The sequence below is a fragment of the Flavobacterium circumlabens genome (assembly GCF_004345565.1).
Lineage (GTDB): Bacteria > Bacteroidota > Bacteroidia > Flavobacteriales > Flavobacteriaceae > Flavobacterium > Flavobacterium circumlabens.
Genome location: NZ_SLWA01000013.1, coordinates 97297 through 109378, shown reverse-complemented (window position 1 = coordinate 109378; position 12082 = coordinate 97297). Strand labels below are relative to the sequence as shown.

Here is a 12082-nt window from a genome sequence, read left to right as displayed (position 1 = left end):
TAAAATTCCAAATTCCAATAATGCAATGATATATTGTTAAGATTTAAAACAAAAAAACGCTCTGCGAAAACAGAGCGTTTGGTATAATTGAGAATCTTAAAGATTATGCTTTTCCGGCAGCAATTAAGTTTAATGCTGAACCTGCAACGAACCAGCCAATCTGACCTGCGTTGTAAGTATGGTTGGCCAGGATGATATCTTTAGAACCATCGGCGTGAACGAACTCTAATGTTAATGGTTTTCCGGGAGCGAACTCCGTTAAATCAGTAAAATTGATAGTATCGTTCTCCTGAATTTTATCATAATCAGTTTCGTTAGCGAAAGTCAATCCTAAAAGTCCTTGTTTTTTAAGGTTTGTTTCGTGGATACGGGCAAATGATTTTACCAATACCGCTTTCACACCTAAGAAACGTGGCTCCATTGCAGCATGCTCACGAGAAGAACCTTCACCATAATTGTGATCTCCCACAACGATAGACGGAACTCCAGCCGCTTTATAAGCACGGGCTACAGCAGGAACTGCATCGTAATCTCCGGTTAACTGATTTTTAACTGAATTTGTTTTTTGGTTAAATGCATTTACAGCACCAATCAGCATATTATTAGAAATATTATCTAAATGCCCACGGAAACGTAACCATGGTCCGGCCATAGAAATATGATCCGTAGTACATTTTCCAAATGCTTTGATCAGCAATTTAGCACCTGTAATGTTTTTGCCATCCCAGGCATCAAACGGGGCTAATAATTGTAAACGCTCAGAGGTAGGACTTACAGCAACCTGAACTCCTGAACCATCTGCAGCCGGAGCCTGGAATCCCGGATCTTCAGCATCGAAACCTTTAGGAGGCAATTCGTCTCCTGTTGGAGCATCTAACATTACTTCTTCTCCATCTTCGTTGATTAAAGTATCTGTTAACGGATTGAAACCTAAATCACCTGCAATAGCCATAGCAGTTACCAATTCAGGAGAACCTACGAAAGCTAAAGTGTTTGGGTTACCATCTGCACGTTTAGAGAAGTTACGGTTGAAAGAGTGAACGATAGTATTTCTTTCTTCTTTCTCTGCTCCTTCTCTGTCCCACATACCAATACAAGGTCCGCAGGCATTCGCAAAAACGGTAGCACCAATTTTTTCGAAAGTATCAATAAAACCGTCTCTTTCAATTGTATAACGAACCACTTCAGATCCCGGGGTAATGGTGAACTGAGATTTGGTTTTTAAGTTTTTAGCACTTACTTGTCTCGCCAACGACGCTGCACGGGCAATATCCTCGTAAGAAGAGTTGGTACAAGAACCAATTAAACCAACCTGAATCTGTAATGGCCAGTTGTTTTTGATTGCTTCTTCTTTCATTTTAGAAATTGGAGTTGCTAAATCAGGCGTAAACGGACCGTTTAGGTGTGGCTCTAATTCCGTTAAGTTGATTTCGATAACCTGATCAAAATATTGTTCCGGGTTAGCATATACTTCCGGATCTCCAGTTAAGTAAGAAGCTACTTTGTCCGCAGCATCTGCCACATCAGCCCTGTTGGTAGAACGCAGGTAACGACTCATAGAATCATCATAACCAAAAGTTGAAGTTGTAGCTCCAATTTCAGCACCCATGTTACAAATAGTACCTTTTCCTGTACAAGACATAGAAGTGGCACCTTCACCAAAATATTCAACGATTGCACCAGTACCACCTTTTACAGTAAGGATACCGGCAACTTTAAGGATAACATCTTTAGGGGCAGTCCATCCTGACAATTTACCCGTAAGTTTTACTCCAATTAATTTAGGAAATTTAAGTTCCCAGGCCATACCAGACATAACGTCTACAGCATCAGCTCCACCAACACCAATAGCGACCATACCTAAACCGCCTGCATTTACAGTGTGAGAATCGGTACCAATCATCATTCCTCCGGGGAAAGCATAATTTTCAAGTACTACCTGATGAATAATTCCAGCTCCCGGTTTCCAGAAACCAATTCCATATTTATTTGAAACTGACGATAAGAAATCGAAAACTTCGTTACTTTGTGTTTTTGCCCTGGCCAAATCGGTTACAGCATCTACTTTTGCCTGAATCAGGTGATCACAGTGAACTGTTGTAGGAACTGCTACCTTAGCTTTACCAGCATGCATAAATTGTAATAGTGCCATTTGTGCCGTCGCATCCTGACACGCAACACGGTCCGGTGCAAAATCAACATAATCAACACCTCTTCCAAACGCCTGAGTCGGATTTCCATCCCAAAGGTGATTGTATAAAATTTTCTCCGTTAAAGTAAGTGGACGACCAACAATAGCGCGTGCTTTATCAACACGGCCTGGCATGTTCTCATACACTTTTTTAATCATTTCAATATCAAAAGCCATAAGTTATAATTGTTTTTGTTTTTTTTATTTTGAACATCACAAGATACAAAAAATAGAGAAGCTATAAAAGAAAAAGCCCGAGATTATCTCCCGGGCTTTTGAATTATAATTACATTACCAACTGTTTATTTGAAGGTGCAAACTTAGTCAGATTAATACCGTCTACTGCAGCCGTATATTCCTCCAGTGTCGGAGTTCGTCCAAGGATTGTAGACAAAACTACTACCGGTGTTGATGAAAGTAATGACTCTCCTTTTTTACCTTCAGCATCTTCCACGACTCTTCCCTGAAAAAGACGGGTAGAAGTGGCCATTACAGTATCTCCTTTTGCCGCTTTTTCCTGATTTCCCATACAAAGGTTACATCCCGGACGCTCTAAATATAACATCTTCTCGTATTCAGTACGTGCAGCACCCTTAGGAGCATTATCGTCAAATTCGAAGCCTGAGTATCTTTGTAAAACTTCCCAATCACCTTCTATTTTAAGCTCATCTACGATGTTATAGGTAGGAGGAGCTACTACAAGCGGTGCCTTGAACTCTACCTTACCATGCAGATTTTCTATATTCTTAAGCATTTGAGCCAGAATTTTCATATCTCCTTTATGAACCATACAAGAACCAATAAATCCAAGATCTACTTTTTTCTCTCCTCCATAGAAGGAAAGAGGTCTGATGGTATCGTGCGTGTATCTTTTAGAAACATCAACGTTATTTACGTCAGGATCAGCAATCATTGGCTCTATAATCTGATTAAGATCAACCACAACTTCAGCGTAATATTTAGCATTTGAATCCGGAGTTAATGCTGGTTTCTCAGCTGATTTAATCTCTGCAATTCTCTTATCTGCTTTATTAATCAATCCCTGAAGAACTTGTTTCTGATTGTCCATTCCTTTGTCGATCATAATCTGGATTCTGCCTTTTGCAATCTCCAATGATTCAATCAGGGTGTCATCCTCAGAAATACAGATAGAAGCTTTTGCCTTCATTTCTGCAGTCCAGTCGGTAAATGTAAAGGCCTGGTCAGCATTAAGAGTTCCAAGATGAACTTCAATAATTCTTCCCTGGAATACATTCTCACCACCAAATTTCTTAAGCATCTGAGCTTGTGTAGCGTGAACCACATCACGGAAATCCATGTAGCTCTTCATGTCTCCTGTGAATGTAACTTTCACCGATTCAGGAATTGGCATTGAAGCTTCACCGGTAGCAAGTGCAAGAGCAACTGTTCCGGAGTCAGCACCAAAAGCAACACCTTTAGACATTCTTGTATGAGAGTCACCACCAATAATGATCGCCCACTCGTCTATTGTAATGTCGTTTAGAACTTTGTGAATTACATCGGTCATAGAGTGATAAACACCTTTCGGGTCACGGGCTGTGATTAAACCGAAATCGTTCATGAATTTCATTAGTTTCGGAATGTTTGCCTGCGCTTTTTTATCCCATACTGAAGCGGTGTGACATCCTGATTGGTAAGCACCATCAACGATTGGCGAAATTACAGTAGCAGCAATAGACTCCAATTCCTGAGCCGTCATAAGACCGGTCGTATCTTGTGAACCTACAATATTAACTTCTACACGAACATCTGAACCAGCGTGTAATACTTTACCCGGAGCTATTCCAACAGCATTTCTGTTGAAGATTTTTTCTACTGCGGTAAGACCTTGTCCTTCAATAGAAATCTCTTTTGACGGAGCAAATACAAGAGGAGCTTCAATATCTAAAATTTTCGCTGCCAATGTTTGAAGCTTTTTTCCAAATACAATTGCATATGATCCACCAGCTTTTATAAATTCCATTTTCTGAGGCGTGAATGCCTTAGAAATGTCAATTAGCTCTTTGTCGCCGTTATAAAGTTTCTTCGTTTTTGTGTTTATGGTAAGTACAGTTCCGGTAGCGATAGAGTATGCTTCTTCCAGGATAGGCTCATTATTTTCATTTCGAATAATGTTACCAGCTGCATCCAATTTTTTAACCCAGTTTTTAAGATCTAAACCAATACCACCTGTAACATCAACTGTTGTCAGGAAAATTGGTGAAATACCGTTTGTCCCGGCAACGATTGGAGCAATATTAATGAACGGAACATATGGGCTTGCTTGTTTACCGGTCCAAAGAGCTACGTTGTTTACACCTGACATTCTGGATGAACCTACACCCATTGTACCTTTCTCTGCAATCAACATCACACTTTTATCAGGATGTTGTGCCTGTAACATTTTAATTTCATCTTGTGCCTGAGGAGTAATCATGCATTTACCATGAAGTTCACGGTCTGCTCTTGAGTGAGCCTGATTACCCGGAGAAAGCAAATCTGTCGAAATATCTCCTTCACCGGCTATATAAGTAACTACCTTAATCTCCTCAACTACTTCTGGTAATGAAGTAAAAAATTCTGCCTTTGCGTAACTTTCAAGAATCTCTCTGGCAATTACATTATCATTTTTAAAAGCTTCTTTTAAACGGTCTGTGTCCGCCTCATAAAGATAAACCTGTGTTTTAAGAACATTTGCAGCTTCTTTAGCAATAACAAAATCATCACCTAATGCTAAATCTAACAGCACTTCAATAGAAGGTCCGCCTTTCATGTGTGATAATAACTCAAAAGCAAAAGCAGGCGTGATTTCTTTTACTGCAAATTCACCAAGAATGATTTCTTTTAAAAATTTAGCTTTAATACCTGCAGCGTTAGTTGTCCCTGGTACAACATTATAAATAAAGAATTTAAGAGAATCCTCTCTGTACTCATTATTTACATCTTTAATTTGTTCAATGATGTCGCTTAATAATTCAGCACCATCAATTGGCTTTGGGTGAAGCCCTTGAATTTTTCGTTCTTCAATCTCTTGGATATAATCCTTATAAGTGTTCATAGTAGAAATCTTTTCTAATGTTAAAAAGGCAGGTTTATTTTTTTGATGCAAATTTAAAAATTAAAGACGAGAATTAAAAAGAATATAATAGAAGTCGCCTTTTCAAAAATTATTATTGTTAAAAAACGATTTTGATTGCCGGTTTTTGCCAAAATATTAATTTTGTATTAAAAAAATGATTTATTGGTAATTTAAAATATTTTCTTTAACAAAGTCGTAATTTAATGTTACGAAGGAAGTCGGATTTTACCTCGTTTTTAGCTAAGAACCTTTCTAAATTAGCATTTACAACGTTATAGTTGCTCTTTTTTCTCTCTTATCCCTTCTTAGTTTTAGAAAAGTCCAGCATGCATTTTCAGCTTTATGAACTTCAAAAAAAAATCAAAATTAAAACTTACAATTCAAATTTTCTTATAACTTTGTAACTCAAAGTACTTTTAAAAAAAATACAACTATGAAATACAAAATAGAACACTTAGAATATTACATTCAAAAGCCAGGTGTTACAATTAGTTTAATTGTAACACTTTTTAGCACTATTCTATTAATGGGAACTCTTGTATGCAAAGAATTCCGAATTCAAAATTTTGAATCGGCTGCGATATTAAGTTTGCTATTTGAGGTTCTTTACGGAATTGGTCTATCGTTTATTATTCTTAGAAAAAAAGAAAAATACATTCATCTAACCCCATTCTTAATCCTGAACTGGCTTATTGGTTGTTTTTGCCTAAATACTTTTATTCCTATTTTTCACGACTTACCAATTTGGGTTTATCTGATAACAGCAGCCTTTTGTCTATCTAATTTTTTTATCTATAGAAATTCAGATGAAAGCAGAAACATATCTTTTCCTTTTTTTATTAATGGTTTATCGTTTGCAATCATCTTGTACTTTGCAATATATTTAATTCCGATCATGCCATTATCTTGTTTAGGGATTTTAGCTTTAGGGTTAGGGTTTTATGGTTTGGTTCCCGCATTTGTAATCATTATTCATATAACAACAATTATAAGATATTTCAGCAGGAATAAAAATTACTCTATTTATTTTGGTGCCGGATTTTTAGTGGTCTTATTTGGTTTAATCCTTTTTACAATTGGATTAAGCATTGAAAGCAGAAAAATAGCACAATCAGCGACTATGAAATCATTCGATGAAAATGATGATTTTCCAAGTTATATTTCAATTTCACAAAACTTAAAACCGAATTTTTTTAATGAAATTTTACTTAAAAAAGACATTGTCTACATTCCGCTTCACAATATATTTTCTTTTGAAGGTTTTAATTCCTTTGGCACTAAACAATTTAACGAAAGAAAAACACATAATCCATTTATATCAATTGCATACTTATTTTGCAAAGACCTCAATATTAGTAATGATGACAGAATTAACATTTTGAAATCAAACTTTGACAAACGACTCGAAACTGAAGAACAATTGTGGAGTGGCGAAAATTTATTGACCAAAAGCATAAAAGAAGATGTAAAAATTTATGCTGATGCCAGATTGGCTTACACAGAAGTTACCATGAAGATTGTTTGCGCCGAAGATTCGCGGAGAGACCGGGAAGCTATTTATTCTTTTCAATTACCGGAAGGTTCTGTTGCAACGTCACTTTCGTTATGGGTAAACGGAATTGAAAGAAAAGGCGTTTTAACAACTAAAGAAAAAGCTAAAGCAGCTTACAATCAAATTGTTGGCGTAGAGAGCCGTGATCCGTCGTTGATGCAATGGAGAGAAGGAAACAAAGTTGTAGTTAAAGTTTTTCCTGTAAATTTCAAGAATCCGCGAACCTTTAAATGCGGTTTTACAACTCCGTTAAAAGTTAAAAATAATGAAATGAAATACCAAAGCCTATCTATAAAAGGTCCAAACATTTCGAATGCAGAAACTATTTCAAGAATTCAGACCGTTGGAAATACAAAGATAGAAACCAGTAAAGATTTTGAACTTAAAAATAAGTACTATATTAATGAATCAAAAGGATTAGACAATTGGGAAGCCTATTTGTCTTTAACCAAAGTACCCAGTTCATTTACTTGGAAAAACAAAATTTATGAAGTTAAGGACATTCAGCAAACTGTAATTTCGTTTTCGCCTTCAGAGATTATATTAGATTTAAACAGTAGTTGGACTACGAAACAAATAGAATCTTTTGTAAACCTAAATAAAAAAAACTTCTTTGTTTTTATAAATGGTGAAAAGAAAGAAATCAACAAAGATAATTTTAAAGCTATTGCATTAGATTTTGAAGATTTGCATTATTCTCTATTACCTCTTTATAAAATCTCACAGAATAGTTTAATCATTACGAAATGCGGAAAGTTCTCTGCAAATTTTGAAGAACTTGAAAATTCAAATTATTTAAAGAAAATAAAAACCGGGGCGAAAGAGAGACACTTAAAAGTCATTAATATTTCATCAGATATTAATCCATTTTGGCAGACTGTTAAAGAACAGAAATATGTAAATTATTTTCAGACAAGCCTAAATAACAGTTTAAAACTGATTGATCAAAATCATTTTATTTTATTTAAAACAGCCGCGAATACTGTAAATATTGAACCTGCCAATATTGCTATTACAGAAAGTCCGCTACACAATACCGCAAAAAGTACCGGACCAGATCATATTTACAGGATGTACGCTTTTGGAAAAGTACTGGAAGAACAAGTTAAAATTCAGAATGATTCTTTGGTTCAAAATCAATATGTAGATCTAGCTAAAGATGCCAATATCGTAACACCAATATCGTCTTTGATTGTTCTTGAAACTGATGAAGACTATAAAAATAACGGAATTGAGAAAAACGTTGATACTCTCGGAAACGCTTCTGTCAAAAATGACGGTGCTATTCCAGAGCCACATGAATGGTTGTTAATTATTCTTGGATCGACAATACTTTTCTTTTATTACAGAAAAAACAAAAAGCAAACTATTTAATGAAGCTTATATTTCAATACAAAAACGCAATTGCAATCTTGATTCTAGCATTATTACTGGCCATAAACTCTAATATAGTTTTGTCTGGTCTTGATAGCAATCTTTTCGGAATTCTATTTTCAATCGTATTATTTCTCATCGGGGGTAGAAAAATTTCATTTAACCTGAACTACCCTCTTTTAGGATTCATTTTTCTATTAGAATTTATAAGTTATCGTTTACACACTAAATCTTTGCATTTTTTAGCTTTGGCTTTATTGGCTTGTTTTTTATATTATAGTTTCACTCAAAAATTCTCGTTCATTGCTTTTATCTGTATCTTTTTATTCTCATCAGTATTTAATACTTTTTTTGATTATTTAACTGTCGAAATAAAGCAAACACTTTGTTATAGTGTGTATTTAACTTTAAAAAACTTTATTCCGATTACAAAAATTGAAGGCGTAAATTTTTACATTAATAATGCAAAAGTGACTATTGATACTGCCTGTATGGGATTATCGATGTTTAAGACAGGATTCCTTTTTGGAGCTTTTTTATTGACTCTGGAAGAACGTAAACAACATAAATATTTCAATATCAAACAGATCTTCTTGTTCTGTTTTGTCATAGTTTTGTTAAATATTATTTCGAATTATTTCAGAATTATAATTCTAATTTTATTTAATTGTACCGAAGAAAATACGCTACATTATAGTATTGGTTTACTTTGTTTTGCATTTTATCAAATTATACCCATGTTCTTTTTAATTCGCTTTTTTAAACCTAACTTGGAAGAGACTTCAAACCAAAATTCTAACAATCTTATTTCCCTGCCAATTACAATAGCATTCTTTATAGTATTGATTACCACTTTAGAAATAAAAAAAGAATTGAAATATAATTTACTTGAAAACCTAAGTACAACTTATAATATCGAAAAAGGAATTTGGATTAACACCGAAGTTTTTAAAATTGCAACTCCTGAAAAGCTTATTTACATTAAAACATCATCTCATAATCCTTTAATTTGCTGGACCGGAAATGGCTATAAAGTTATAGAATCAAAAGTGATTAAAAAGAATGGTGAAGAAATATGCTTTGTCCGAATGGAGAAAAATAACATTCAATATTATTCATATTGGTGGTACGAATGTGATCATAAAAAATATACTTCTCTTGTAGAAGTCCTTTTAATAAAGCTTTTCCAAAATAAATCTGTTCGTTTAATAAACGAAACTAGTCGTACAAAATTGATATAAAAAAGCCTGATACAAATTAGTATCAGGCTTTTTTATATCGTTTACATCAGCTTCTGAATGATAATCTCTTCGGTAATTCCTTCAGCATCTGCTTTATAATTTTTAATAATTCTGTGACGCAGGATTCCGGTTGCAACTGCTTTTACATCTTCAATATCCGGAGAAAATTTACCATTAAAAGCGGCATGTGCTTTTGCAGCCAAAATTAAATTTTGTGATGCTCTTGGCCCTGCGCCCCAATCCAGATAATTTTTAACAAAATCTGTCGTCAAAGCATTATCCGGTCTTGTTTTACTCACTAAGGTTACGGCATATTCAATAACATTATCAGCTACAGGAATCCTGCGGATCAAATGTTGGAAATCAATAATTTCCTGACCTGAAAATAAAGGATTTATTTCCGTTTTAACATCAGATGTGGTACGTTTTACAACCTGTACTTCTTCTTCAAAACTAGGATATTCTAATTTTATCGCAAACATAAAACGATCCAATTGCGCTTCAGGCAAAGGGTATGTCCCTTCCTGCTCAATCGGGTTTTGAGTTGCCAATACGAAATAAGGCAAATCTAACTTATGGTTTTCCCCTGCAATTGTTACAGAACGCTCCTGCATTGCCTCCAGTAAAGCTGCCTGCGTTTTAGGCGGTGTTCTATTGATCTCATCAGCCAGAATAATATTAGAGAAAATTGGCCCTTTTATAAATTTAAACTTTCTGTTCTCATCGAGAATTTCACTTCCCAAAATATCCGAAGGCATTAAATCCGGCGTAAACTGAATTCTTTTAAAATCTAACCCTAAAGCCTGTGACAAGGTATTAATTAATAATGTTTTTGCTAATCCCGGCACACCGATTAAAAGTGCATGTCCGCCAGAAAAAATACAAATCAGAATTTGATCAATAACTTCATCCTGGCCTACAATAATTTTCGCTATTTCTGTTTTTAATTCATTTCTTTTCTGAACTAAATTATGAATTGCTGTTACATCAGACATTTAAGTATATTTTAAAATTAAAAAGAGTTAGTTCTATGAATTCATAAAACTAACTCTTTTCTTTATTTAATAAAAATTATTTTTTCAACCAGTTATTAGCAAACGAGCAATCTCTGTATTCGCCAATAATCTTGATATAAGTATCTTTTATTTTTGTATCAAACCATTTAGCGATTGCATTGATTTGTTTTTCTTTTAATGCCAATTCTTTAATCTTGGTGTAATCTTTAGCATAGTCTGCCACATGCTCATCAATTCTGTTGGTAACCGTAATTAATTTGTATGTTTTTTTACCTTTATCATCTGTATTCAAAAGGGGCTGAGAAACTTCATCATCTTTTAAGTTAGAAACCTGACTGTATAAAGTTGGATCCATTTTAGTCAATTCAAAACGAGTATCCTGAGTATTAGGATTTACTAAAGTTCCTCCATTAGCTCTGGTTTCTTTTTCATCAGATTCAGTTCTTGCAGCATCAGCGAAAGAAACTTCCTTGCTTACAATTTTACTTCTGATGTTGGTAATTCTTTCTTTTGCTTCTTTTAAAGCATCTTCAGAAACAGTTGGTGAAATTAAAATATGTCGTAACTCTACTTCCTGACCTTTAATCTTATCTATCATTATAATATGATATCCAAAAGTAGTTTCAAACGGTTCAGAAACCTCCCCTTCCTGCAGACTGAAAGCGACATCTTTAAATTCTTTTACAAAAGGCGTTTTTCTGGTCATTTTATAGTAACCTCCATTTGGTGCAGAACCAGGATCCTGTGAATACAAAACGGCTTTAGTAGCAAAACTTGAACCTTCCAGAACATCTTTCCTGATCGCATTTAATCTGTCAATTACTTTCTGTTTGTCTTCTTTTGATACTTTAGGCTCTATAACAATTTGTGCTACTTCCATCTCAGCTCCAAAAGTTGGCAATTCATCCTTTGGTATTTTCTTGAAAAAATTACGAACTTCTTCTGGTGTAATCTCCACATCTTTAACAATTTTATCTCTCATTTCTGAGGCTAATTTTTGTTCTTTTAAGATATCTGAAAAATAAGTTTTAAATTCTTCAACTGAATTTTTCTTGTAATAAGCCACTACTTTATTAATATCACCTACTTGTTGAAGCATATAATTCAAACGATCGTCCATCATGCTTCTTACTTCAGAATCACTAACAATGATACTATCCTGAATAGCCTGGTGTGCATATAATTTGTCTTCCAAAAGTTTACCCAGCATCTGACATCTAGTAATATCTTTTACAGAACCTCCCTGAGCAGTAATTTCTAAAAATCCTTTGTCAATATCTGAATCCAAAACAATATAGTCTCCAACAGTAGCAATAATTCCATCCACTTTTTGTCTTTGTCCCGAGTGTACTGCTTCAACTGGTTTTTCAGCCACAACATCTTTAATTATTTCCTGTGCAGAAATGACAGAGTTGAAAAAAAGTAAAAAACACATTGTTAACCCAAATCTGTAATCAATTGTTTTTAGCTGTAATTTTTTTAATAACATTATTTTAATTTTAATTTTAATGTAAAGATCTTGCTTTAAAATTTCATTTTCTTCAACCAAATAGTAATTCAGCATACTACTGAATCTTCAGGAAATACCAATTAATTAAAACCTGGTTTCTTCTAACTTATAACGAACAA

General features: G+C 34.3%; 6 protein-coding genes. 2 read left to right on the top strand and 4 right to left on the bottom strand.

Going from position 1 to position 12082, the window contains the following annotated elements:
* Nucleotides 1-103 precede the first annotated feature (103 nt).
* Both EV142_RS22805 and EV142_RS22800 read right to left on the bottom strand, forming a co-directional pair.
* Nucleotides 104-2368 (bottom strand): aconitate hydratase, encoded by a 2265-nt coding sequence (locus EV142_RS22805; RefSeq protein ID WP_132038199.1) that lies wholly within the window; start codon nucleotides 2366-2368, stop codon nucleotides 104-106.
* Between the two features lie 109 nt (nucleotides 2369-2477).
* Nucleotides 2478-5249 (bottom strand): bifunctional aconitate hydratase 2/2-methylisocitrate dehydratase, encoded by a 2772-nt coding sequence (locus EV142_RS22800; RefSeq protein WP_132038198.1) that lies wholly within the window; start codon nucleotides 5247-5249, stop codon nucleotides 2478-2480.
* 454 nt (nucleotides 5250-5703) lie between these two features.
* On the opposite strand from EV142_RS22800, the gene EV142_RS22795 reads away from it, so the two are divergent.
* Together EV142_RS22795 and xrtN are read left to right on the top strand one after the other, a co-directional pair.
* A complete protein-coding gene (locus EV142_RS22795) occupies nucleotides 5704-8196 on the top strand; it encodes an XrtN system VIT domain-containing protein (RefSeq protein WP_132038197.1) in 2493 nt (830 codons plus the stop codon).
* Nucleotides 8124-9437: an exosortase N gene (xrtN, locus tag EV142_RS22790; protein ID WP_132038196.1), complete on the top strand. Its 1314-nt coding sequence runs from the start codon at nucleotides 8124-8126 to the stop codon at nucleotides 9435-9437. The genes EV142_RS22795 and xrtN overlap by 73 nt, the downstream gene beginning before the upstream one ends.
* Nucleotides 9438-9478: 41 nt before the next feature.
* Here the strand turns inward: xrtN and EV142_RS22785 are convergent, their stop codons facing one another.
* Both EV142_RS22785 and EV142_RS22780 read right to left on the bottom strand, forming a co-directional pair.
* Nucleotides 9479-10432: an AAA family ATPase gene (locus EV142_RS22785; RefSeq protein WP_132038195.1), complete on the bottom strand. Its 954-nt coding sequence runs from the start codon at nucleotides 10430-10432 to the stop codon at nucleotides 9479-9481.
* A gap of 76 nt (nucleotides 10433-10508) precedes the next feature.
* Complete coding sequence (locus tag EV142_RS22780; RefSeq protein ID WP_132038194.1) at nucleotides 10509-11942, bottom strand: peptidylprolyl isomerase; 1434 nt, start codon at nucleotides 11940-11942, stop codon at nucleotides 10509-10511.
* Nucleotides 11943-12082: the final 140 nt, after the last annotated feature.

Bases quoted from the DNA above. Each gene is read 5' to 3' on its own strand.
- EV142_RS22805 (WP_132038199.1), bottom strand. From the start codon at position 2,368: ATGGCTTTTGATATTGAAATGATTAAAAAAGTGTATGAGAACATGCCA.
- EV142_RS22800 (WP_132038198.1), bottom strand. From the start codon at position 5,249: ATGAACACTTATAAGGATTATATCCAAGAGATTGAAGAACGAAAAATT.
- EV142_RS22795 (WP_132038197.1), top strand. From the start codon at position 5,704: ATGAAATACAAAATAGAACACTTAGAATATTACATTCAAAAGCCAGGT.
- xrtN (WP_132038196.1), top strand. From the start codon at position 8,124: ATGGTTGTTAATTATTCTTGGATCGACAATACTTTTCTTTTATTACAG.
- EV142_RS22785 (WP_132038195.1), bottom strand. From the start codon at position 10,432: ATGTCTGATGTAACAGCAATTCATAATTTAGTTCAGAAAAGAAATGAA.
- EV142_RS22780 (WP_132038194.1), bottom strand. From the start codon at position 11,942: ATGTTATTAAAAAAATTACAGCTAAAAACAATTGATTACAGATTTGGG.